This is a genomic window from Azospirillum sp. A26, from assembly GCF_042604635.1.
Lineage (GTDB): Bacteria > Pseudomonadota > Alphaproteobacteria > Azospirillales > Azospirillaceae > Azospirillum > Azospirillum palustre.
Genome location: NZ_CP170473.1, coordinates 945,348 through 967,501 on the forward strand (window position 1 = coordinate 945,348; position 22,154 = coordinate 967,501).

Consider the following 22,154-nt stretch of genomic DNA (forward strand, 5'->3'; position numbering starts at 1 on the left):
GGTCTCATATGAGGCGGTTCGGCGCTGGTTCCGGGCGACGTCCAGCCCGATCCTGGCCGCTTCGATGGCGGTCTGCTGCGACAGGAAATCGGGCCGGAAGCTCAGCGAATGTCGGGCCGCCTCCGACGTAGGACTGCACTCATGTCCGCCCGATCAGGCCTTGATGTCGAGCGGCCTGTCCGCACCGGCCGCGACCGGCGGCACGCCGTTGCGGAACAGCGGCATATCCTTCAGATCCTTGACATAACCGCCAGTGGCGACGGCGCCGGGCGCCTTGTCCTTGAGGCCGTCCAGGGCGCCTTTGATCATGCGGACCAGCGGGCTGTCGCTGTCGAGGGCATCGGGTTCCTGACCGCTGTCGCGCATCGACTGCTCATACCCGAACTGGGCGGCGGCACGTTGGACGGCCCAGTTGTCGGACGTCTTCTCCTCGTCGCTGACGCCGTCCAGAAAGGATGCTCCGGCGCGATAGCGGGCTGCGGGATTGTTGCCCGTCGGGTCGGCGGCCATCATGGCCTGTCCCTGCTGCTGGGACATGATCGACTGGGCGGTATCCTGTTCGTCCTTCGAAAAGCTGCCATCGCTGTTGCTGGCGATGGCGAAGAGGGAGCGTCGGTCCAGTCCGCCGAAGACGGTGTCCCAACTCTCCTGCGTCGCGTGCATATAGTCCATCGGCTTGCCCTTGCCGGCCAGTTCGGCGTATTTGGCATCGATGGTCGTCCGGGCGTCCTTGGCGACGGTCGCGAAATCCTTTTTCCCGGCGGATTGGGCGGCAGCCTGACCGGACAGGGATGTCTGGGCCGTCTTCGACAGCGTGACGACCACGGCGGTGTCGCGCGCACTGCCGGTGGGGCCGCCGCTTTCACCCGCTGCCTGCGCCGTGCCCTTGGAGTCAGGCGGCGGGTTGGCGAGCTGAACGGGCGGCTGCCGACGTGTGCCCATGGGAGTCAGTACGTTCATCGGTCACTCTCCCGCTGCCGCCGGCTTGCCGGCGCCGTGATGCACCGGCAAGTCACAACACTTTTCAGTAACGATACAGCGTATTTACTGTACCGCAGGCTGTGTTATGGGTCGATCAATAAATTCGGAAGTTGACGGCTCAGTCGCCGTTGCTGTTGACGCTGCTCTCGGTGCCGGAGCAGTTCACGCCCGTGGCGCTGGCGCTGGTCGTCGGCCGGTTCCAGACGGAGCCGGACATGGTGCGCGACGGCACGAAGAAGCACCGCTTCAGAGTGTCCTGGCAGCGATAATGGAAGCTGCCGTCCGTGAAGGTCGGATAGGGGCTGGTCACGCTGATGCGGCGGCCGTCCATGTTCATCGCCACCACTGTGGATATCCGCCCGCACCGGCCTCCCGCATAACGCGAGTGGTCTCGAATTTTTGCATCGCAACATGCAAAGAGCGGGTCACAGTTTTGTCAGATTTTTAGACGAACATCTCTCAAACCCGAAAGGATACACAAGGCCGTATCGACCAAACGGACAGTCGACCATCGGCCGAACAGCACGGGGCTTGCCAAATGAAACGAAGCATTTCCATGCCTATTCTGGCGGCAATGGCGATTTTATCGGCAACCGGTGCGTCTGCGGATATCCTATACCAAAAGGGTAGTTTTTCAGATCAGCGGCATTTTTTGGCCGTCGATGTCTCATGGGGGGAACTGGAGATCGGTCAGGCCGACAGTGCCCGCAACCGGCTGGTCGGGGCGGCGGCCGTGCCGGCCTCCACCGGGGCCGGCAGCCGGACGGCGAAGCTGAGCTATTACACCCCGCCGCTGCGTGGTTTCGAGCTGGGCGCCAGCTATACCCCGATGCCGCGCGGTGCCGGCGACATGCCCGACCCGCGCGAGGCCATGCATCTGGTCGAGGCGGCGGTGCGCAAGACCGTCCTGATGGGCGGCATCAGCACCCGCTTTTCCGCCGGGACCAGCCGGGCGCGGGTGCGCAGCGACAGCCGCCGCCTGCCGCGCCAGTCTTGGATCGTCGGCACCCAGTTCGCATGGCAGAGCGTGACGCTCGACGGCGATCTGCGCCAGCAGCAGGAGTCCGACGGCGTGTCGGTGCGCAGCCTGAACGCGGCGCTGGCCTATGGGCGCGGCGACATGACCCTGTCGTTGCGGGCGCGCCGGACCTTGCCGGAGAATGGTACCGCCAGCGGCCATTACCTCGCCGATCTGGCCTATCGCATCACGCCGCAGTGGCAGGTGATGGCCGACACCAACATCGACACTGGTGCCGAGTCCATGGGTGCGGTGGTCAAGGTCGGCGCGCGTCTGGTGTTCTGAACTCACCGGAAGGGACAGGGGAACGGTTCGCTCATTCCCCCGCCCTGGCCGGGGACGAACCGCTCAGTTCGCCGCGAAGCAATAGAGCAGCCCGGCGCCGCCGGTGCTCTTCAGAGCATCCTGGCTGCAGCCGCCGCGCGAGGCGTGCGACGAATTCCAGGATTTCGCCGGCGGCTGCTCGTCCAGGCCCATGCGGTCATGGTGGCCGAGCATGGCCGCACCCTCGGTCCCGCTTCTGGTCCAGTTGCCGCAGGTCATGTCCTGGCCGGCGGGGAAGGCGGTGCCGTCGGGCTGCGACCCGGTCAGGATGTCGTGCGTGTTGGGCTGGTCGCCACGGCCGTTGATCGTTTCGCCCTTCTCGTTCAGCGCGGTCTGCTTGGTCAGGGCGTTGGTGCCGTGCAGCTCTTCGACCGAGCGGGCGACCATTTCGCCCTTGGCGTTCTGCCAGGGGCCCTTGCCGATGCGGTCGCGCGCGTTGACCGCCGGCTGGCCATCGGCTGCCTGGGTGCTGAGATAGGCCCGCCATGTGCGGCTGCCGGCGCCCGCCGCCTGGGCCAGCCGCTGGCAATGCTGGTCGGCGCCGGCCAGCCCGCCGAGATCGGCCCCCTTGCCGGTGCCGGCGCTGGTGACGAAGAAGGTCATGGCGGACGGACCAGCCTGCTGCGCCGACGCAGCCGCCGGGATCGCCAACAGGAAGGCGGCCGCCGCCGCGGTCCGGATGCTCGCACCGATCATGGTTTCTCTCCCTTTGCCGTTGTTTTCCCCGCCGGATCAGCCCTTACCGGCGGAGCCAGTTGAAGGAGGACGCTCCAGCAGGGCGATTCATTCCCCTGGATTTGCTGATCCCAGCGTGGCCGAACCCAACGCAGTGGTCAGCCGGTCGGCCGCCTCGTCCACCTCCGCGACCGTAGTGCCGCGGCCCAGCCCGAGGCGCAGGCTGGCATGGGCGTCCGCTGCGGACAGGCCGAGCGCCAGCAGGACATGCGACGGCTCGCCAGCTCCGCTGTGGCATGCGGACCCGGTGGCGACGGCAAGCTCCGGCAGGTCCAGCAGCAGGTCGGCGGCGTCGATGCCGGGAAGGGTGACGTTCAGGCAGCCGGCCAGCCCATCCGCCGCTCCGTTGCGGCGGATGCCGGGCAGCTGGTCCCGCAGGCGCTGCCAAAGCCGGTCGCGCAGCGCGCCGATGCGGCGGGCATCCTCCTCTCGCCGCGTCCGCGCCAGCCGGCAGGCGGCACCCAGCCCGACGCAGAGCGGCGTCGGCAGCGTTCCCGCCCGCAGGCCGCGCTGCTGCCCGCCGCCGGCCGAGGCCGGCACCGGCCGGAAGGGCGGCCGGACGATCAGCGCGCCGATGCCCATCGGCCCATACAGCTTGTGCCCCGACAGGCTGAGCCCATGCAGCCCGAGCGCAGCCATGTCGAGCGTGCGCGTGCCCAGCGCCTGCACCGCGTCGCTGTGCATCGTCGCGCCGTGGCGGGCGGCGACCGCGGCCAGTTCGGCGAGAGGCTGGACCGTCCCGACCTCGTTGTTCGCCGCCATCACCGAGACCAGGGACGGCTTCGGCAGGCCGGACAGGGCGCTGTCCAATCCAGCCGGATCGACCAAGCCGCTGCCGTCGACCGGCAGCACGGTCACCGGATGGCCGCGCCGCCGCAGCTCAGGCAGGCAGCCGAGGATGCTGGCATGCTCCACCGCCGAAACGACGCAGCCGCCGCTCGCCAGCACGCCGCCCAGCACTGCCAGCGCATTGGCCTCGGTGGCGCCGGAGGTGAAGACGACCTCGCCCGGCTGCGCGCCGACCAGGGCGGCGACCTCTGCCCGCGCCTGTTCGATGGCGTCGGCGGCACGCCAGCCGGCCGGATGGGCGGCGTGCGGGTTGCCGGCCGCGTCAATCCGCATCCAGGGCAGCATCGCCTCCAGCACCTGCGGGTCGAGCGGCGTCGAGGCCAGATGGTCGAGATAGATCATGACGCAGTATCGCGCCATCGCGCGGCGAAGGGGAGGGGGGATGCCCGCCTCCCCTCGCCGTCGCTACTTCGCCGGTTGGTCCGGCCGCTCCGCCGACTGTGCGGTGGCGGTGCCGCCGACGCGCCAGATCGCGTTGCCGACATCGTCGGCGACCAGCAGGGCGCCCTTGTTATCCAGGATCACGCCGACCGGACGGCCCTGCGCCTTGCCGTCCTTGTCGAGGAAGCCGGTCAGCACATCCACCGGCTCGCCCGCCGGCTTGCCGTTGCGGAACGGCACGAAGATCACCTTGTAGCCGCTGGCCGGGTCGCGGTTCCACGAGCCGTGCTGGCCGATGAAGGCGCCCTCCTGCAGGTTCGGCGGCAGGTCGCCCTGGCGGGAGAAGGTCAGGCCGAGCGAGGCGGTGTGCGGACCCAGCGCATAGTCGGGCGGGATTGCCTTGGCGACGAGGTCGGGGCGCTGCGGCTCCACCCGCTGGTCGACATGCTGGCCGTAATAGCTGTAGGGCCAGCCATAGAAGGCGCCGTCCTTCACCGAGGTCATATAGTCGGGGACGAGGTCGCTGCCGATCTCGTCGCGTTCGTTGACCGCGGTCCACAGGACGCCGGAGGTCGGCTCCCAGTCCATGCCGTTCGGGTTGCGCAGGCCCGAGGCGAAGATGCGGTGCGCCCCGGTCTTCAGGTCGATTTCCCAGATGGCGGCGCGGCCCTGCTCCGCCTCCATCCCGTTCTCCCCGACATTGCTGTTGGAGCCGACCGTGGCATAGAGCTTGGTGCCGTCGCGGCTGGCGATGATGTTCTTGGTCCAATGATGGTTGATCGGCCCGCCCGGCAGATCGACGATTTTCACCGGCTTGGCGGTGATCCGGGTGTCGCCCGGCTTGTAGGGCACCTTCACCACCGCGTCGCTGTTGGCGATGTAGAGGTCGCTGCCCACCAGCGCCATGCCGAAGGGCGAGTTCAACCCTTCGAGGAAGGGCTCGCGGACATCGGCCTTGCCGTCGCCGTCGCTGTCGCGCAGCAGGGTGATGCGGTTGGCGCTCGGCGTCTTGGCGCCGGCCTTGCCCATCACCAGCCCCATCACCCACCCCTTGATGCCCTTGCCGTCCTCCGGCTTCGGCGGAGCGTTGGTCTCCGCCACCAGGATGTCGCCGTTGGGCAGGGCCAGCATCCAGCGCGGATGGTCCAGGCCGGTGGCGAAGGCGGTGAGGCTCAGCCCCTGGGCCGCCACCGGCTGCGCGCCCTGCGGCCAGCCGATGGCGTCGGCGATGTTGACCGTCGGGATCAGCGTGGATTTCGGTGCCGGCAGCGTCGGGTTGGGGCCGGTGCCGGCCGACACCGGCAAGGACGCCTGATCGCCGCAGCCGGCGAGCGACAGGACGGCGACCGTCGCCGAAAGCATGAAGGCGAGCCGTGTGGTGCTGTGCATGCGCCGAAATCCCGCGTCTGTAAGCGTGGAGGGAGTACCCAACGCTCAACGCCGGCGCATTCGGGTTGGTTCCGCCGTCAGTGCGGCAAGGCCAGGGCCCGCAGTTCCCCCGCCAGGGCGGCGGCCAGCTTTCCGCCGTCGCACAGCGGCCCGGCGGCCATGCGGGTCCGCAAGGTGCGGCGCAGATCCGCCAGCCCCTGCCGGTCCGCCGCCCAGGCGACGGCGCGCTCCACATAATCGGCTGGATCGGCGGCGATGCAGCCCTCCACACCCGCCACCGTCAGGAAGGCGAGCGAATGGCGGCTGGAGAAGGTCTCGCCCGGCAGGGTGACGACCGGCACCCCCATCCACAGCGTTTCCAGGGTCGTGGTGCTGCCGGAGAAGGGGAAGGGGTCGAGCGCCACATCGACCGACGCGCACCAGCGCATATGGTCCAGGCTGCCGGTGGCGCCGACCATCGTCACCCGGCCGGGGTCGATGCCGGCGGCGGCCAGCCGGCCGCGCCACAGGGCGGCGGTATCGGGGCAGGACAGTGCCTTGGTCTTCATCAGCAGACGCGATTCCGGCACCCGCCCCAGGATCGCCGCCCAGGCCGCCAGCACGCCGTCGTTCAGCTTGGTCAGGATGTTGAAGCTGCCGAAGGTGACCGGCCCGCCCGACAGGCAGGGGGGCGGTGTCAGCGGCAGTTCCTCAACATCCGGCGGATCGTAGGCGATGAAGGCGTCGGGCATGCGCAGCACCCGCTCGGCATAGAAGGCTTCCATTCCCTCCGGCACATGGTGGCGGTCGGCGACCAGCGCATCCATCGCCGCCAGCCCGGTGGTCGCCATATAGCCCGACCATGCCACCTGCACCGGGGCCGGCTTGCGGGCGAAGACGCCGGGACGGCCGCGGGCATTGTGGCCGGAAAGATCGATCAGCACGTCGGGCCGGTCGTGGCGGATCCGCGCCGCCAGCTCCGCATCCGTCAGGCCGGCGACCGGGGTCCATTGCGCCGCCGCCTTGCGGAAGCGGCCGGTCACGTCGTCGGATTCGCTCTGGTTGGCGTAGAGCAGCAGCCGGATGTCCTGTCCCGGCAACGCCTCCACCGTGCGGAGGGCGAACAGGCCGGCGGGGTGGCGGCGGAAATCGCCGGACAGGATGGCGACGGTCAGCGGCCCCTTCCGCGCGCCGGCCTTCCCCGGCTTCACCCAGCGCCCGCGGTGGGGCGCGCCATGCACCCGGTCCCAGTCGCGATGCGCCTCCAGCACCGCCGCCACCGTCACCCCCGGCCGGAACAGCAGCAGATAGGCGAGGTTGGACCTAACGTCGGCGAGACCAGGGTCGAGCGCCAGCGCCCGCCGGTTGCCGGCTTCCGCCGCATCGAGCAGCCCCTGGCCCTGGCGGACCAGAGCGAGGTTGGCCTGCGCCTCCGCCAGCCCCGGGTTCCAGGCCAATGCCGTCCGGTAGGCGTCGGCGGCGGCCCCCAGCCGGTCGGCGCGCTGGCGCACCTCGCCCAGCCGCAGCAGGCAGTCGGCCAGATCCGGGCGGGCGGCCACGGCATTGCGGGCCGCAAGCTCGGCACCGTCGCGGTCGCCCAGCGCCAGCCGGGCCGCGGCGAGGTTGGACAGGGCCGGGGCATGGTCGGGGCGCAGCGCCAGGGCGCGGGCCAGATCCGCCGCCGCCTCCCGCGGGCGCTCCAGCGCCAGCAGCAGGGCGCCACGGTTGGCATGCGCCTCGACGAAGGTCGGATCGTCGGCCAGGGCGGCGCGATAGGCGTCGTCGGCGTCCCCCCGCCGGCCCAGCGCCGCCAGCACGTTGCCCAGGTTGAAGCGGGCGCGGGCATAGCCGGGACGGCGCGCCGCCGCCTGCCGGAAGGCGGTCGCCGCCTCCTCCAGCCGGCCCTGCGCCTCCAGCGCGTTGCCGAGATTGTAGAGCGCCTGGGCGAACTCCGGCCGCAGGCGCACCGCCTGCCGGTGGGCGGCCACCGCCTCCTCCAGCCGGCCCAGCGCTTTCAGCGCGCTGCCGAGATTGTCGTGATAGTCGGCGACCCGGTGATTGTGCTGGATGGCGCCGCGGATCAGGGTGACGGCGCGCTCGGGCTGGCCCGATTGCAAATGGACGACGCCCAGCAGATGGGCGGCGTCGGCATGGCCGGGCAGGGCATCCAGGACGGCGTGATACAGCGCCGCCGCCTCGCCGAGCCGGCCGGCCTGATGATGCGCCACCGCGGCAGCCATCGCTTCCTGGATCGTCGCCATGACGACCGTCATACCGGCTGGCGCGGGCGGGCGCCAGCGCTTTCCCAGTCCGAGGGGGCGCCCGAGCGGGCACCCGTGTCGGCGCGCGCGGTTTTCAACACTTGACCCGGCGGGCCGGGACGGTCAGCTTGCCGGCCGTATACAGCCCCCGGCCGATCCCCGATGAACCGACTGCAACGGTACCTGTTCCGCAACCTGCTGATCGCCACGCTCTATTCGACGGCCGGCCTGACGCTGACCATCTGGCTCAGCCAGTCGCTGCGCCTGATCGAGATCGTGGTCAGCGCCGGCGCGCCGATGGGCATGTTCCTGTGGCTGCTGCTGCTGACCGTGCCGACCTTCCTCGGCATCGTGCTGCCGCTGGCGCTGGTCGGGGCCATCCTGTTCACCTACAACAAGATGGCGACGGACAGCGAGCTGGTGGTGATGCGCGCGGCCGGCGTCGGCCCCTTCTCGCTCTCGACCCCGGCGCTGGTGCTGGCGGTGGGGGTGACGGTCGTCGTCTTCACCCTGAACATCTGGATCACCCCGGCGGCCCACCGCGAGCTGGTGCGGATGGAATACACCGTGCGCAGCGACTATTCGCAGCTGTTCCTGCGCGAGGGCGTGTTCAACGAGGTCGGCGACCGCTTCAGCGTCTTCCTGCGGGACCGCGATTCCGACGGCAACCTGCACAAGGTGCTGATCCATGACGGGCGCCAGCCGGACAAGCCGGTGACGATCATGGGCGACCGCGCGGTGATGCAGACCGGCCCGGACGGCACGCGCTTCGTCGTCTATGACGGCAACCGGCAGGAGCTGGACCGCAAGACCAACCGGCTGTCGCAGCTGTTCTTCGACCGCTATGCCGTCGACCTGAAGGCGGTGGCGCCCCAGGCGGCGGACCGCTGGCCCGACGCCCGCGAGCGCACGACGGCGGAACTGATGGACGGCAACGTCCCGGCCCAGGACGACCGCATGCGCCGCGGCCTGATTGCCGAGCTGCACCACCGTTTCTCCTCGCCGCTGCTGGCTCTGACCTATGCGCTGGTGGCGCTGTCGGCGCTGCTGTCGGGCGAGTTCAACCGGCGCGGCCAGTCCTCCCGCGTCACCATCGCCGTGCTGGCGGTGATGGGGCTGCAGGCGGGCGCGCTGGGCCTGACCAGCCTCGCCGGCAAGGCAACCGTCTTCGTGCCGCTGATGTACGCCATGCCGCTGGCGATGCTGCTGCCGCCGCTCTGGGTGATGTCGCGCGGCCTCAGCCTGCGTCCGGGGCGCCGGAAGGGGGCTCCCGATGCCGACCTCGATGCCCACCCCGATGCCGGCCCGGATGCAGGCCGGGCCGGGTCGTCGGCGTCATGAGCCGCATCCTCTTCATCACCTCCAACCGGCTGGGCGACGCGGTGCTGTCGACCGGGCTGCTCGGCCACCTGACCGACGCCTATCCGGGGGCGCGGCTGACCGTCGCCTGCGGGCCGCTGCCGGCGCCGCTGTTCCGGTCGGTGCCGGGGCTGGAGCGGCTGATCCCGCTGGCGAAGCGGTCCTATGCGCGGCACTGGCTGCGGCTGTGGCTGGACTGCGTCGGCACGCGCTGGGATCTCGTGGTGGATTTGCGCAATTCGGCGGTCGGGCGGCTGGTGCCGGCGCGGCGCCGCGCCTTCCACGCCAAGGCGGCGCGGCCGATGCACAAGGTGGAGGAGAATGCCGCCGTGCTGGGCCTGTCGCCGCCGCCGGCCCCGCGCCTGTGGATCGACGCGGAGGCGAGGCGGCAGGCCGACGCCCTGATCCCCGCCGGGACCGGGCCGTTCCTCGCCATCGGGCCGACGGCGAACTGGCTGGGCAAGGAATGGCCGGCGGAGCGCTTCGCCCGGCTGGCCCTGCGCCTGACCGGGGAGGGCGGGCCGCTGGCCGGCGCCCGGGTGGCGGTGCTGGCCGCCGGGCCGGAGCGGGACAGGGCGCAGCCGGTGCTGGCGGCGCTGGGGCCGCGGGCCATCGACCTGACCGGCCGCACCGACCCGATGGCCGCCGCCGCCTGCCTGGAGCGGGCGGCGCTCTATGTCGGCAACGACAGCGGCCTGATGCACATCGCGGCGGCGGCGGGCGTGCCGACGGTCGGGCTGTTCGGTCCCGGCTATCCCGCAATCTACGGCCCCTGGGGGCCGCGCGGACGGGTGGTGGTCAGCAGCGTTCCGCAGCCGGAACTGCTGGCCCGCGTCACCGCCGACCCCAACGCCCGCGGGCTGATGGACGGCATCGACGAGGACCGGGTGGCGGACACGGCGGCGTCACTCCTCTCCGAAACGCATAGAACTTGTGACCAGTTTGCGTCAGGGTCTTCCGCACCGGCCGAACTACCCCCGTTGCGTTGACAAAGCCGGTCGGATAACCGACACTTCCGGGACGAAGCAAAGGGGCAGGTCCGCCCCCACCGGATGGGTTTTCCCCCGAGGGTTTGGAATGAAGCCGACTCCCACCTACGCCAACAAGCCGACCTCGGACAATCCGCGCGACGTCGAGGCTTGGGCCCTGGCGGAAGCGGCGCGCCGTATCATCGCCGCCAGCCATGCCAAGGACGAAAAGGCCTACCGCGAGGCCCTTCAGCTGAATCAGCGCCTGTGGACGATCTTCCAGGCGGCGATCACCGAAGAGGATTGCGGCCATCCGCCGGAAGTCCGCACGAACATCGCCGCGCTGTCGCTGCTGGTCGACCGCGAGACGACCAACCGTTTGATCGACCTGGATTTCAGCAAGATCGACACGCTGGTCAACATCAACCGCAACGTCGCCAGCGGCCTGACCGCCCAGGGCCAGTTCATCGCCGCCCAGCAGGCGACCCAGCCGCATCCGGGCACGCCGCAGACGGCCGCTCCGCAGGCGCCGCAGGCTGCTCCGGCGCCGGGCCAACCCCCGGCCGGCATGCGCCCCGCCGTCCCGCCGCGCCCGATGACCGCCCCGGACGCCGCCCCGGTCAACCGCGAGTCCCTGCGCATCTCGATCTGATCGCTGTCGCGACCGACAGGAAAAAGGCCGGCGCTCCGATGGGGCGCCGGCCTTTTTTGTCTGCTCACTCTGCCGGAACCTCGCGGTCCAGCTCCTCCAGCCAGATGCGGGCGTTGCCGTCCGACGGCGCGCGCCAGTCGCCGCGCGGCGACAGCGAGCCGCCGGCAGTCACCTTCGGGCCGTTCGGCATGGCCGAGCGCTTGAACTGGCTGAACCCGAAGAAGCGGCGCAGGAACACCCGCAGCCAGTCGCGGATTTCGGCCGGGCTGTAGGCACGGCGCTTCTCCAGCGGATAGCCCTCCGGCCAGTCGCCCTGGCTTGCGTCGGACCAGGCATGGCGGGCCAGGAAGGCGATCTTCGACGGGCGGAAGCCGTAGCGGAGCACGTAGAACAGGGTGAAGTCCTGCAGATCGTACGGCCCGACCACGGATTCGGAACTTTGCAGCGCCTTGTCGGAGCCGGCCGGCACCAGTTCCGGCGAGATCTCCGTCTTCAAAATGGCGTCCAGCGTCGCCGACACCTCCTGCTGGAACTGGCCGGTGCGGCCGACCCAGCGGATCAGATGCTGGATCAGCGTCTTCGGCACGCCGGCATTGACGTTGTAATGGGACATCTGGTCGCCGACGCCATAGGTGCACCAGCCCAGCGCCAGTTCCGACAGGTCGCCGGTGCCGAGCACGATGCCGTTGTGCTGGTTGGCGAGGCGGAACAGGTAATCGGTGCGCAGGCCGGCCTGCACATTCTCGAAGGTGATGTCGTACACCGCCTCGCCGTGGGCGTAGGGGTGGTCCATGTCCCGCAGCATCTGGTTGGCTGCCGGCCGGATGTCGAGTTCCCTGGCCGTCACCCCCAGCGCCGTCATCAGTTTCCAGGCGTTGGACTTGGTGCCCTCGCTGGTGCCGAATCCCGGCATGGTGTAGCCGAGGATGCCGGTGCGCGGCAGGCCGAGCCGGTCCATGGCGCGGGCGGCGACGATCAGCGCGTGGGTGCTGTCCAGCCCGCCCGACACGCCGATCACCACCATCTTGATCCCGGTGGCGCGCAGCCGCTGCACCAGCCCGGCGACCTGGATGTTGTAGGCCTCGTAACAATCCTGCTCCAGCCGTTCGGCGGCGGCCGGCACGAAGGGCAGGCGCGGCACCACGCGCAGCAGCCCGACATCCTCCTCCGGCGCGTCGAGCCGGAAGGCGACGGTGCGGAAGCCGCCGGTGGCACCGGGGAACAGGCGGCGGTTGTCGTCGAAGGTGCCCTGGCGCAGCCGCTCCTGCCGCAGCAGGTCGAGATCGACGTCGGCCACCGCCATCTGGGCGCCGTCGGGGAAGCGGTCGGTCTCCGCCAGCTTCTCGCCATTCTCGAAGATCGAGGTCTGGCCGTCCCAGGCGAGGTCGGTGGTCGATTCCCCCGTCCCGGCCGACGAATAGAGATAGGCGGCGAGGCAACGCGCCGACTGCGATTTCGCCAGCAGCCGGCGGGTGTCCGACTTGCCGATGGTGATGTTGCTGGCCGACAGGTTGGCGAGGATCGTCGCGCCGGCCAGCGCCGCCATGGTGCTGGGCGGGGCCGGAACCCACAGATCCTCGCAGATCTCGGCATGGACGACCAGACCGGGCTGGTCCTCGGCGGAGAACAGCAGGTCGGGGCCGAAGGGCGCGGTCAGGTCGCCGATGCGGATCGTCCCGCCTTCGGTGCCGGCGCCCGACGCGAACTGACGCCGCTCGTAGAATTCCCGGTAGTTCGGCAGATGCTGCTTCGGCACCACGCCCAGCAATTCGCCGCGATGGATCGCCACCGCCGTGTTGTAGAGCCGTCCGTCATACAGCAGCGGCGCCCCCACCAGCAGCAGCGGCATCAGCCCGGCCGATGCCTGCACCAGATCGAGGATCGCCTGCTCCACCGCCTCGATCAGCGGGTCCTGCATCAGCAGATCGTCGATGGCATAGCCGGACAGCGCCAGTTCGGGGAACAGCGCCACCGCCACCGACTTGTCGTGGCAGGCGCGCGCCGCCTCCAGCACCGCCGCGGCATTGGCCGCCGGATCGGCGGGAGTGCTGCGCGTGGTGCAGGCGGCAACCCGCGCGAAGCCGTGGCGATAGATCGAGGTGAAGCTCATGACCCGTTCCCGCTGCCTTGCATGCCATTGACGCCCCAGGATGCGACGCCCGGGGGCAGCAAACATAGCAGGAATTTCGCGCACGTCAGGTCCCCTGTCCCGCCTGCCTTCCGCGCGCTCCCGGGCTTCCGGGCCTTTCGGACGGGACGGCCGGGGCTTGTCGGGGCGATGCTTAAGACACGATACATTCGTTATAAAACCAAAGTCAAATCGATGGGAAGATGGGGACATTCCAGTTGAATTGATGATGATGAAGAGCGTTGCCCTGCGACAGTCAAGTTGACCAAATCAAATGCGACGGATATAGGCAGGGACTCGCTTGCGCAGAGAACCGGCAGGCCGACGCCAGAAGGACCAGTTTATCACCGTGCCAACGGATACGCCCGCCACGCATCCTGACCCGACGCCCTCCGCATCGCCCAATGCGGACGCAGGCGGTGTTCCGGCGGAAACGGGTGCGCCGCCGTCGGAACAGGCCTGCTGCATCGTCGGCATCGGTGCCTCGGCCGGTGGGCTGGAGGCGTTGCAGCGCTTCTTCGACGCGGTGCCCGGCGACAGCGGCCTCGCCTATGTCGTGGTCCAGCACCTGTCGCCGGTGCACAAGAGCCTGATGGTCGATCTGCTGGCGAAGCACACGGCCATGGATGTGGTGCAGGCGACCGACGGCGTGCCGGTCCAGCGCAACACCGTCTATCTGCTGCCGCCGGGCAAGCATCTGAGCATCGAGGACAGCCGGCTGCGGCTGACCGCCAAGGATGCCGCCGGCGGCATGAGCCTGCCCATCGACATCTTCCTCACCGCACTCGCCCGCGACCAGGGGCCCTTCGCCATCGGCCTGATCCTGTCGGGGACCGGATCGGACGGCACGCGCGGCCTGATGGCGATCAAGTCGGGCGGCGGCTTCACCGTGGTCCAGCAGCCGGAAACCGCGCAGTTCGACGGCATGCCGCGCAGCGCGCTGGCCACCGGGCAGATCGACGCCACCCTGGCGCCGGAGGATCTGCCGGCCCGCCTGATCGAGCATGCGCGCAAGACCCTGGCCCGTGCCCGGCCGATGCCGGCGCGCCAGCGGCGCGAGGACGGCGACGACCCGCTGGCGCAGATCATCGCGGTCATCCGCTCCGTCACCGGCGTCGATTTCTCGCATTACAAGCTGGCAACCCTGCTGCGGCGGATCGAGCGGCGGATGCAGGGCGCCGGCCTGGAGTCGATGGACGAGTATGCCGCCCTGCTGCGGCGGAACAGCGCCGAAACGGTCAACCTCTACAAGGAGATGCTGATCGGCGTCACCCGCTTCTTCCGGGACGAGGCGGCCTTCCGCGTCCTGGCCGACCGGGTGATTCCCAGCCTGCTCGCCAACCGCAGCCCGACCGACATGGTCCGCGTCTGGGTCTGCGGCTGCGCCAGCGGGGAGGAGGCCTATTCCATCGCCATCCTGTTCGCCGAGGCGCAGGAACGGCTGGGGCGCAGCTTCGACGTCAAGATCTTCGCCACCGACATCGACCAGGACAGCATCGAGATCGCAAGCCTCGGCGAGTATCCGCGCGCGATTGCCGAGGATGTGTCGCCGGACCGGCTCAGCCGCTTCTTCACCGCGCGCGGCGATGGCTATGCGGTGTCGCGCGACATCCGCCGCATGGTGGTGTTCGCCGCCCACAACATCATGCGCGACCCGCCCTTCACCAAGATCGACCTGCTGAGCTGCCGCAACCTGCTGATCTACATGGACCAGCCGTTGCAGCGGAAGGTCCTGAGCCTGTTCCAGTACGCCCTGCGCCAGAGCGGCTTCCTGTTCCTCGGCACCAGCGAGACGCTGGGCGACCTCCAGTCCGATTTCCACACCGTCGACAGCCGCAACAAGCTGTTCCAGAGCCTGCGCGCCGGCTCCTTCCGGCTGTCGCGCCTGCTGGTGCCGACGGTGGCGGCCCCGATCGCCCGCCATGGCGAGGATGCCGGAAGCCATGGCATGGAGGAGGGGGCGGTCATCGACGAGGCCATCGGCGCGTTGATGAAGACCTATGTGCCGCCCTGCCTGCTGGTCGACGAACAGATGACCATCATGCATGTGTTCGGCGACGCCTCGTCCCTGCTGAAGGTGCCGGCGGGCGAGGCGACGCTGAACGTGCTGAAGCTGCTGCCCTCCTCGGTCGCCATGGTGACGGGCACCGCGCTGAACCGCGCCTTCCGCTCCGGCGAGGAGTTCGCGCTGTCCAACATCCCGGTGAAGGACCGCGAGGGGGTGGCGGCGATCAGCCTGCGGGTCCAGCCCTATGTCGCGCGCAAGACCGGGCGCCGCTTCGCCCTGGTGGTGCTGGACCGCGCCAACATGCTGCCGCTGTCGGTTCCGGATTCCGACTTCGACCTGAACGCCGACGCCGCCGAGCGCATCCGCGGGCTGGAGCAGGAGCTGCTGTCGCGCGGCGAGAATCTCCAGGCGACCATCGAGGAGCTGGAAACCGCCAACGAGGAATTGCAGGCCACCAACGAGGAGCTGCTGGCCTCGAACGAAGAGTTGCAGAGCACCAACGAGGAGCTTCAGTCGGTCAACGAGGAGCTTTACTCCGTCAACGCCGAATATCAGGCGAAGGTGGAGGAGCTGACCGAGATCACCAACGACCTCGACAATCTGCTGCGCTCGACCGAGATCGGCACGGTGTTCCTCGACGGCGACTTCGTCATCCGCCGCTTCACCCCGGCGGCGGCCCGGTTCATCAACATCATCCCGCGCGACCTCGGCCGGTCCATCGCGCATCTGTCGACCAACATCGACTATCCTGACTTCCTCGCCGACATCCGCAAGGTGTTCGACGGGCAGGAGGCGGTCGAACGCCATGTCCGGGTCCATGACGGCCGCTGGGTGCTGACCCGCATCCTGCCCTACCTGACCGACAAGAGCCAGATCGGCGGCGTGGTGGTCACTTTCGTCGACGTGACGGAGACCAAGCAGGCGCAGGAGCGCTTGCAGAAGGTGCTGGACAGCCTGCCGGAGCACATCGCCGTGACCGACCGGGACGGCCGGATCGTCATGGTGAACGCCGCCTGGCGCGGCTTCGCCCAGCGCAACGGCGCCCCGGCGACCGAGCGCTGCGGCGTCGGCACCAACTATCTCGACGTCTGCCTCAACCCGGACGCGGCGAAGAAGGACGCCATCGCCCGGGCGGTGCATGACGGGCTGCGCCGCATCCTGGACGGCGAAGCCGACGATTTCTCCATCGAATATCCCTGTCATTCGCCCGATGAACAGCGCTGGTTCCTGATGCACGCCACCCGCCTGAACGACCATGACGGCGGCATCGTCGTCAGCCACATCAACATAACCAACCGCAAGCTGATGGAATTGCGGTTCGACGGAGCCGGTACAGGCGACCGGGGCGACGGAGGCAGGGAATGAGCGAGGATTCCTCCGGCCGACTGCGGCGCCGTGCCGAAACCATTCTCAACGGCGGGAATTTCGAGGCGACGGACGTCACCGCCACCTCGATGAAGGAACTGCTGCACGAGCTGTATGTCCATCAGGCCGAGCTTGAGATCCAGAACGAGGAGCTGCGTGGCGCCCAGCAGGCGCTGGAGGCGTCCCGGCTGCAATATCTCCAGCTTTTCCAGTCGGTGCCGCTGGCCTGTCTGGCGGTGAACGCCGCCGGCATCGTCGGCGAGGCCAACGCCGCCGCCGAACGGCAGTTCGGCCTGCCGATGCTGCGGCTGAAGGGCCGTCCGCTGACCTTGCTGCTCGACAGCGTCGACCATGGCAGGCTGTTCACCGCGCTCGGCCGGCTGCGCGACCATGGCGACTGGGTCCGGCAGGAGTTCCGCTATCTCGGGCCCCAGGGCACGATCATCGACGGTCTGACCGACGCCCGCCGGGTGACGCTGGACGACAGCGACCGCGGCGACGTGCTGCTGACCATCACCGACCTGACCGAACGCAACGCCTGGCTTCGCGAGGTGCAGCAGGCGCGCGACGACGCCGAGCGGGCGCGCGCGGACTATCACCACATCCTCCAGTCGGTCGGTGACGGCATCCTCGGGGTGGACGCCGACGGCCGCATCCGCTTCGTCAACGCCGCGGCGACGGCGATGACCGGGCATCTCGACCTCGACCTGATCGGCCGCCCGCCCTCCGACCTGTTTGCCGGACCGGCGGAGGCCGGGGCGGGGCTGCCGGGCGGCGGAACGGATCCGGCGGCACCCCAGGCGGGCGGGGCGGCCCGGGCGCTGGCCCTGTCGCTGACCGACGGCCGGCCGCGCAGCGTCACCTGCGAGAAGCTCCGCCGCGAGGATGGCGGGACGCTGCTGGTGGAGATCACCATCTCCCCCATGCTGGCGTCCGGCATGCGCCTCGCCCCGATGGAGGACCGTATCCAGGGCGCCGTCGTCGCCTTCCGCGACGTCACCGCGCGGCGGACCGCGGAAGCGGCGCTGAACCTCAGCGAGCGGCGGCACCGGGTGCTGGTCCAGTCGCTGCACGACGCGCTGGCTATGACCGCGGTCGATGGCCGCAGCCTGCTGGCCAATGCAATGGCCGAGCGGCTGATGGACGGTCCCGCCCGTGCCCTGCTCGACCCGATGGCGTCGGCCTTCGATGCAGACGGCAAGGCAGAGAGCCGGGCGGACGGGCAGCTGGTTCCGGCCACCGCCCCGTTCATCATGGTCCCGACCACCGCCGGCCGCCGCTTCATCGATGCCAACGGCAACCGGCTGCATGGGCTTCCCCCCGCGGCGGAGGCGGTGCGCAGCGGCAAGCCGGTGGTCGAGCGCATCGTCGGCGTGGTCGAGGGCGAGGAGGCGACCGCCCCCACCCGCTGGCTGCGGGTGTCGAGCCGCCCGGTCGCCGATCCGGCCGGCCGGGTCGAGGCGGTGGTGTCCAGCGTCGCCGACATCACCGCGGTGAAGGCGCTGGAGCGCGAGCTGAACGTGGCGCTGGACGCGCGCGAACGCTTCCTGGCGGCGGCGAGCCACGATCTGCGCCAGCCGGTGCAGGCCCTGCTGCTGCTCTCCGACCTGCTGATGAAGGAAGCGCTGTCCCCCGGCGCCCAGCGGATGGCGGAGCAGATCCAGTCCTCGCTCGGCGGGCTGGGCGGCATGCTGGACGGGATGCTCGACATCTCCAAGCTGGAGGCGGGGCTGGTCGCCCCCAATCCGGAATCGGTCGACATCGCCGCCCTGCTGGCCCGGCTGCATGGGGAATTCGCGCCTGCGGCCGAGAAGGCGGGGCAGGCCCTGCGTCTGGTGGCGCCGCCTCTCGCGACGCGCACCGACCCGCGGCTGCTGGAGCGGGTGCTGCGCGCCCTGCTGGCCAATGCGCTGCATTTCGCCCCCGGCGGGCGGGTGCTGATCGGGGCGCGGCAGCGCGGCGACCAAGTGCAGATCGAGGTGTGGGACACCGGCATCGGCATCGCCGACCAGCATATCGACCGCATCTTCCAGGACTTCTACCAGGTCGGCAACGCCGCCCGCGACCGGCGTGAGGGGCTGGGGCTGGGCCTCAGCATCGCCAAGCGGCTGGTCACCATGCTGGGCGGCACCATCGACGTGACCTCCTCGCTGGGCCGAGGCAGCCGTTTCACCGTCAGCCTGCCCCTGACCGAAACCAGACCGGACATGACCGACCGCTCCGGCAGCGCCGGCCGCAGCGGGGCCGACGACGAGGCCGGGCGGCTGGTCATGCTGGTGGAGGACGATGCCGTCATCCGCATGGCGCTGGTCCTGATGCTGGAGGACTGGAACTATCGCGTGACCGAGGCCGGCAGCGGGGCGGAAGCGGAACAGCTGCTGGGCGACCTGATCGAGTCCGGGGAGGAGCCCGACCTGATCCTGGCCGATTACCGCCTGCCGGAGGGGACGACCGGGCTGATGGTGATGGACATGGTCCGCCGCCGCCTGTCGCGCGACATTCCCGGCGTGCTGCTGACCGGCGACACCTCGGCGGACCGGCTGCGGGAGGCGGCGGGCGCCCAGTGCGCGTTGCTGCACAAGCCGATCCAGCCCGGCCGCCTTCACGATGCGCTGGCAGCGGCGCTGGGTGGCTAGGGTGCGATCGCTTCATGGGATGGCATCACGATGGTTTGCCGACGCAACTTTTTTTGATTCACGTCAATGCCCGGGACAGGTGAAGATCCATGCTGTCCGGACTGTTTAAGAGGTGAACGACGCCGCAGGACGGGGACGGCCCATGCCCATCGACACGGATGCCAGCCTTACGCGCCGGACGGTGCGCGCCCGGGCCGCAAGAGTATCGGCGCTGCTGCTCGCCGGCCTGTTCGTCGGCTTCCTGTTGCTCGTCGTCGTCTTCATCGAATATCGCCGCGCCATCGACTGGATCGACCACACGCACGAGGTCATCTCCGCAGTCGGTGAACTGCAATCCACCCTGTCCGACACCGAATCCGGCCAGCGCGGATACCTGCTGTTGCCGGACCCCGTTCATCTCGCCGCTTACGAAGAGGGGAGGGAGCGAAGCCACCGGTTGCTGGACAGCATCGGGTCGCTGACCGCCGACAACCCCGTGCAGCAGGACAAGTTGAAGGCCCTGCGTTCCCTGACCGCCGACAGGCTGGACCAGATAGCCGAGGTTCTGCGGCAGGCCACCAAAGAAGGATTGGAGCAGGCACTGGCGACCATCCGCGAGGGGAAGGGCGTCACCACGATGGCCGCGATCCGGCGCCTGACCGCCAACATGCGGGCGGAGGAGGACCTGCTGCTCGCCCGGCGCAGCCGGCATGCCACCATCCTTGAGCTGCTGATGATCGCCTATGGGGGCATCTTCGTCACCGTCATCGGCTGGCTCTGCTTCTCCACCGTCCGGCGGCTGGAGCGGGATTACCAGGCCGAGCGGGCCGAAGGGGAGGCGCTGGCGGCGACCTTGCAGGAAAACAGGATCCTGCTGGACGAGGTCAATCACCGGGTCAAGAACTCCTTGCAGATCGTCGCCAACCTGCTGCGGACCCAGGCGATGCGGCATCGCAGTGCGGAGGTGCGGCAGGAACTGCTGGACAGCAGCAGCCGGGTGCTGGCGATTGCCGAGGTCCATCGCCGCCTCTATGGCGAAGGGGCGGTGTACGACACCGTCGAGCTGACCGACCTGATCCGCAGCATCGCCGAGAACGCCGTTCCGCCCACCGGCGGGGCCGAACCGGCAATGACCCTGGCGACGGGCGCGCCGCTGTCGGCTCCGGTCGACACCGCGGTGCCGGTGGCGCTGATCGTCAACGAGCTGCTGACCAACAGCTACAAGCACGCCTTTCCCGACGGGCGGCGCGGCACGGTCACGGTGGATATGGCGGTGGCTGGGAACGAGGTCCGCATCGATGTTGCCGACGACGGCATCGGCCTGCCGGAGGAGGTCGCGGGCAGCAGCGGCGGCGGCTTCGGCCTGAACACGGCCCGCAATCTTACGCGGCAATTAAGGGGGCGTCTGGAGATCGAACGTTTGACACCGGGGACGCGTTTCCTTTTAACTTTCCCAATGAAGCCGTCCGCTCCAACCCAGGCGTGATCCTTCCGGCCGATCCACAAAATATACAAGAAAAACAATGAAGATACTGATCATAGAGGATGAATTCCTGATCGCCGAGGGCGTGTCGCTGACTTTGCAGTCGGCCGGCCACGCGGTGACGGGCATCGCCGAGGATCTGCCGACCGCCCTTGCCCTGGCCGGGCAGGAGAAGCCCGACATGGCCTTCGTCGACATCAAGCTGGCCAACGGCTCGAACGGGCTCGACGTCGCCCGCGCCTTGAAGGCGATGGGGATCGCTTGCGTCTTCGCCACCGGGAACCCGCCCAACAGGGCGCAGGCCGGCGGGGTCGGGCTGGGCTACATCGCCAAGCCCTTCTCGCCGCGCGTGCTGGTCCAGACCGCCGCCTTCGTCGCCGGCACGCTGTCGCCCTGCGCGCCGTCCGCGGCGGCGCCCCATGGGTTCGTCACGCTCTAAGGACGCGTTCCTCAGAACCCGGTGAAGCGGGTGAAGCCTTCGGCCGGTTCGCGGTCCGTCGGGAAGTTGTTTTCCGGTGCCGACCAGTCGGCGAAGCCCAGCGCCATGCCGCTGGCGATGATCTCGCCGTCGGGCAGGTCCAGATGCCGCGCGGTGATGGCGTGGCGGTAGCAGAAGGCGGCCTGCGGGCAGGTCTCCAGCCCGAAGCCGCGGGCGACGATCATGACATTCTGCATGAACATGCCGAGGTCGAGCCACGCTCCCTTGCCCATGTCGCGGTCGATGGTGAAGAACAGCCCGACCGGCGCGCCGAAGAACAGCCAGTTGCGGCCATGCTGGCGCGCCATCCGCTCGCGGTCGCCCTTGCCGATGCCGATGGAGCCGTAGAGCGCCCAGCCCACCGCCCGCCGGCGGCCCAGATAGGGCTCCCGCCAGGTTTCGGGGTAATAGGGATATTCCGGTACCTCCGGCTCCCCCGCCTCGTGGGCGGCCAGCAGCTCCGCCGACAGGGCGGCGCGCGCCTCCCCGGCGATGGCATGGACCTTCCAGGGCTGGATGTTGGAGCCGCTCGGCGCGCGGGCGGCGAGGTCGAGGATGCGCAGCACCGTCTCCCGCTCCACCGGCGTCGGCAGGAAGGCACGGATGCTGCGCCGGCCGGCGACGGCGTCCAGCACGGGCAGGGCGTTTTGCAAGGGCAGGGAGTCAGCGCTCATCGCCGGCCGCCTCTCCCCCCACTTCTCCCTCGACCTCCACCGCCGGTTCGTGCCGGACCGGGAAATTGACGGACCGGGCGATGAAGCATTTCTCCGCCGCCTCATGGTGCAGGGCCATTGCCTTGCCGGCGTCGGAGCCCGGCGCCAGCGTCACCCGCGGGCGCAGGACGACGGCGGTGAACTGTCCGCCGCCGTCGGTCTCCTCCTCCATGATCCCGTCCGCATCGTCGCTGTAGCCGGTGACGACGATCCCGGCGGCCGAGCAGAGATGCAGGTACCAGAGCTGATGGCAGGAGGACAAGGCGCCGACCAGCATCTCCTCCGGGTTCCAGCGTGCCGGATCGCCGCGGAAGGCCGCGTCGGAGGTGGCGGGGATCGCCGGCTTGGTCCCGGCGCTCAGCGTGTGGTCGCGGCTGTAGGCCCGGTAGGACGAGGTGCCGGTGCCGAGATTGCCGGTCCAGTCGAGCCGGACGGCATAGCGGTGTTCCCTGTGCGCCATGAAGCTCC

General features: G+C 69.5%; 17 protein-coding genes. 8 read left to right on the top strand and 9 right to left on the bottom strand.

Annotation, left to right across the window (positions count from 1 at the left end; translation table 11 throughout):
- Window positions 1–153: 153 nt before the first annotated feature.
- Window positions 154–960: a hypothetical protein gene (locus tag ABNQ39_RS18260; RefSeq protein ID WP_376962393.1), complete on the bottom strand. Its 807-nt coding sequence runs from the start codon at window positions 958–960 to the stop codon at window positions 154–156.
- A 139-nt stretch (window positions 961–1,099) separates the two neighbouring features.
- The gene (locus tag ABNQ39_RS18265) at window positions 1,100–1,324 is read right to left on the bottom strand and encodes a hypothetical protein (protein ID WP_376962395.1); all 225 of its coding nucleotides are present in this window, start codon (window positions 1,322–1,324) and stop codon (window positions 1,100–1,102) included.
- 309 nt (window positions 1,325–1,633) lie between these two features.
- On the opposite strand from ABNQ39_RS18265, the gene ABNQ39_RS18270 reads away from it, so the two are divergent.
- On the top strand, window positions 1,634–2,284 hold the full coding sequence (locus tag ABNQ39_RS18270) for a porin (RefSeq protein WP_376962397.1): 651 nt from the start codon (window positions 1,634–1,636) through the stop codon (window positions 2,282–2,284).
- A gap of 63 nt (window positions 2,285–2,347) precedes the next feature.
- On the opposite strand, the gene ABNQ39_RS18275 is transcribed toward ABNQ39_RS18270, so the two are convergent.
- From ABNQ39_RS18275 to ABNQ39_RS18290, 4 genes are all read right to left on the bottom strand, one after another.
- A complete protein-coding gene (locus tag ABNQ39_RS18275; protein ID WP_376962399.1) occupies window positions 2,348–3,019 on the bottom strand; it encodes a hypothetical protein in 672 nt (223 codons plus the stop codon).
- An 87-nt stretch (window positions 3,020–3,106) separates the two neighbouring features.
- Window positions 3,107–4,249, bottom strand: coding sequence for a cysteine desulfurase family protein (locus ABNQ39_RS18280; protein WP_376962401.1), 1,143 nt, complete (start codon window positions 4,247–4,249; stop codon window positions 3,107–3,109).
- Between the two features lie 63 nt (window positions 4,250–4,312).
- Window positions 4,313–5,677: a PQQ-dependent sugar dehydrogenase gene (locus ABNQ39_RS18285; protein WP_376962403.1), complete on the bottom strand. Its 1,365-nt coding sequence runs from the start codon at window positions 5,675–5,677 to the stop codon at window positions 4,313–4,315.
- 77 nt (window positions 5,678–5,754) lie between these two features.
- A complete protein-coding gene (locus ABNQ39_RS18290) occupies window positions 5,755–7,917 on the bottom strand; it encodes an O-linked N-acetylglucosamine transferase family protein (RefSeq protein WP_376962405.1) in 2,163 nt (720 codons plus the stop codon).
- A gap of 162 nt (window positions 7,918–8,079) precedes the next feature.
- On the opposite strand from ABNQ39_RS18290, the gene lptF reads away from it, so the two are divergent.
- From lptF to ABNQ39_RS18305, 3 genes are all read left to right on the top strand, one after another.
- Window positions 8,080–9,258 carry an LPS export ABC transporter permease LptF gene (gene lptF, locus ABNQ39_RS18295; protein WP_376962407.1) on the top strand — a complete coding sequence of 393 codons (1,179 nt, stop codon included), beginning with the start codon at window positions 8,080–8,082 and terminating at the stop codon, window positions 9,256–9,258.
- Window positions 9,255–10,265, top strand: a complete 1,011-nt coding sequence (locus tag ABNQ39_RS18300) for a glycosyltransferase family 9 protein (protein WP_376962409.1) — start codon at window positions 9,255–9,257, stop codon at window positions 10,263–10,265. Before lptF ends, ABNQ39_RS18300 begins: the two co-directional genes overlap by 4 nt.
- Window positions 10,266–10,353: 88 nt before the next feature.
- Window positions 10,354–10,896 carry a flagellar biosynthesis regulator FlaF gene (locus ABNQ39_RS18305; RefSeq protein WP_376962411.1) on the top strand — a complete coding sequence of 181 codons (543 nt, stop codon included), beginning with the start codon at window positions 10,354–10,356 and terminating at the stop codon, window positions 10,894–10,896.
- 64 nt (window positions 10,897–10,960) lie between these two features.
- Here ABNQ39_RS18305 and ABNQ39_RS18310 read toward each other — a convergent pair whose 3' ends face one another.
- Entirely contained in the window at window positions 10,961–13,006 is a 2,046-nt protein-coding gene (locus tag ABNQ39_RS18310) for an NAD(+) synthase (protein ID WP_376962413.1), read from the bottom strand.
- 367 nt (window positions 13,007–13,373) lie between these two features.
- On the opposite strand from ABNQ39_RS18310, the gene ABNQ39_RS18315 reads away from it, so the two are divergent.
- The 4 genes from ABNQ39_RS18315 to ABNQ39_RS18330 all read left to right on the top strand — a co-directional run bounded on the left by ABNQ39_RS18315 (window position 13,374) and on the right by ABNQ39_RS18330 (window position 20,934).
- A complete protein-coding gene (locus tag ABNQ39_RS18315; RefSeq protein ID WP_376962415.1) occupies window positions 13,374–16,397 on the top strand; it encodes a chemotaxis protein CheB in 3,024 nt (1,007 codons plus the stop codon).
- A complete protein-coding gene (locus ABNQ39_RS18320; RefSeq protein WP_376962417.1) occupies window positions 16,394–19,033 on the top strand; it encodes a PAS domain S-box protein in 2,640 nt (879 codons plus the stop codon). The genes ABNQ39_RS18315 and ABNQ39_RS18320 overlap by 4 nt, the downstream gene beginning before the upstream one ends.
- Window positions 19,034–19,175: 142 nt before the next feature.
- On the top strand, window positions 19,176–20,498 hold the full coding sequence (locus ABNQ39_RS18325; RefSeq protein WP_376962419.1) for a sensor histidine kinase: 1,323 nt from the start codon (window positions 19,176–19,178) through the stop codon (window positions 20,496–20,498).
- Window positions 20,499–20,535: 37 nt separating this feature from the next.
- The gene (locus ABNQ39_RS18330; protein WP_109049567.1) at window positions 20,536–20,934 is read left to right on the top strand and encodes a response regulator; all 399 of its coding nucleotides are present in this window, start codon (window positions 20,536–20,538) and stop codon (window positions 20,932–20,934) included.
- A gap of 11 nt (window positions 20,935–20,945) precedes the next feature.
- On the opposite strand, the gene ABNQ39_RS18335 is transcribed toward ABNQ39_RS18330, so the two are convergent.
- Complete coding sequence (locus ABNQ39_RS18335; RefSeq protein WP_376962422.1) at window positions 20,946–21,647, bottom strand: nitroreductase; 702 nt, start codon at window positions 21,645–21,647, stop codon at window positions 20,946–20,948.
- The gene (locus ABNQ39_RS18340; protein ID WP_376962424.1) at window positions 21,637–22,146 is read right to left on the bottom strand and encodes an OsmC family protein; all 510 of its coding nucleotides are present in this window, start codon (window positions 22,144–22,146) and stop codon (window positions 21,637–21,639) included. The genes ABNQ39_RS18335 and ABNQ39_RS18340 overlap by 11 nt, the downstream gene beginning before the upstream one ends.
- Window positions 22,147–22,154 lie beyond the last annotated feature (8 nt).

Bases quoted from the DNA above. Each gene is read 5' to 3' on its own strand.
- ABNQ39_RS18260 (WP_376962393.1), bottom strand. From the start codon at position 960: ATGAACGTACTGACTCCCATGGGCACACGTCGGCAGCCGCCCGTTCAG.
- ABNQ39_RS18275 (WP_376962399.1), bottom strand. From the start codon at position 3,019: ATGATCGGTGCGAGCATCCGGACCGCGGCGGCGGCCGCCTTCCTGTTG.
- ABNQ39_RS18280 (WP_376962401.1), bottom strand. From the start codon at position 4,249: ATGATCTATCTCGACCATCTGGCCTCGACGCCGCTCGACCCGCAGGTG.
- ABNQ39_RS18285 (WP_376962403.1), bottom strand. From the start codon at position 5,677: ATGCACAGCACCACACGGCTCGCCTTCATGCTTTCGGCGACGGTCGCC.
- ABNQ39_RS18290 (WP_376962405.1), bottom strand. From the start codon at position 7,917: ATGGCGACGATCCAGGAAGCGATGGCTGCCGCGGTGGCGCATCATCAG.
- lptF (WP_376962407.1), top strand. From the start codon at position 8,080: ATGAACCGACTGCAACGGTACCTGTTCCGCAACCTGCTGATCGCCACG.
- ABNQ39_RS18300 (WP_376962409.1), top strand. From the start codon at position 9,255: ATGAGCCGCATCCTCTTCATCACCTCCAACCGGCTGGGCGACGCGGTG.
- ABNQ39_RS18305 (WP_376962411.1), top strand. From the start codon at position 10,354: ATGAAGCCGACTCCCACCTACGCCAACAAGCCGACCTCGGACAATCCG.
- ABNQ39_RS18310 (WP_376962413.1), bottom strand. From the start codon at position 13,006: ATGAGCTTCACCTCGATCTATCGCCACGGCTTCGCGCGGGTTGCCGCC.
- ABNQ39_RS18320 (WP_376962417.1), top strand. From the start codon at position 16,394: ATGAGCGAGGATTCCTCCGGCCGACTGCGGCGCCGTGCCGAAACCATT.
- ABNQ39_RS18325 (WP_376962419.1), top strand. From the start codon at position 19,176: ATGCCCATCGACACGGATGCCAGCCTTACGCGCCGGACGGTGCGCGCC.
- ABNQ39_RS18330 (WP_109049567.1), top strand. From the start codon at position 20,536: ATGAAGATACTGATCATAGAGGATGAATTCCTGATCGCCGAGGGCGTG.
- ABNQ39_RS18335 (WP_376962422.1), bottom strand. From the start codon at position 21,647: ATGAGCGCTGACTCCCTGCCCTTGCAAAACGCCCTGCCCGTGCTGGAC.
- ABNQ39_RS18340 (WP_376962424.1), bottom strand. From the start codon at position 22,146: ATGGCGCACAGGGAACACCGCTATGCCGTCCGGCTCGACTGGACCGGC.